The 422-nt window shown below is 57.6% G+C and carries 1 protein-coding gene; it reads left to right on the top strand.

The features are described from left to right. Nucleotides 1-124 precede the first annotated feature (124 nt). The coding region (locus AC1D0P_RS30410) for a TetR/AcrR family transcriptional regulator (RefSeq protein WP_477680135.1) at nt 125-422 on the top strand (298 nt) is incomplete at its 3' end.

Below are 422 nucleotides of genomic sequence, written 5' to 3'. Positions count from 1 at the left end.
AAGCATTGACTTCGACTGTTTCGACACTGACGGTCGGCTTGTTCACATCGAGCATTGCTTTCCTCCCCAGATTCTTACATTGTAAACTAGCAAGATATCTTACGCTGTAAAGGAAATATTCGGCATGCCGGAAAAAAGACGCAAGCTGACGCGCGATCTCATCGTCGACAAGGCGTTGGAGCTGATCGAGGCGGACGGGCTGGAAAACCTCTCGACCCGCACGCTCGGCAAGAGCCTCGGCGTCCAGGCCATGGCGCTCTATCATCACGTCTCCAGCAAGGATGCGCTGCTCGACGCGGTGGCGGCACGGCTGAACGGCACGCTTGTCATTCCTGAGCCCAGCGACAACTGGCGTGCCGACCTGGAAACGCTCGCCGCCAACTATATGGCCATCGTCCGCACCTATCCACGCGCCTTCGTGC

Source organism: Polaromonas sp. P1_G2, assembly GCF_056405515.1.
This window is presented reverse-complemented; position numbering and strand designations above follow the sequence as displayed.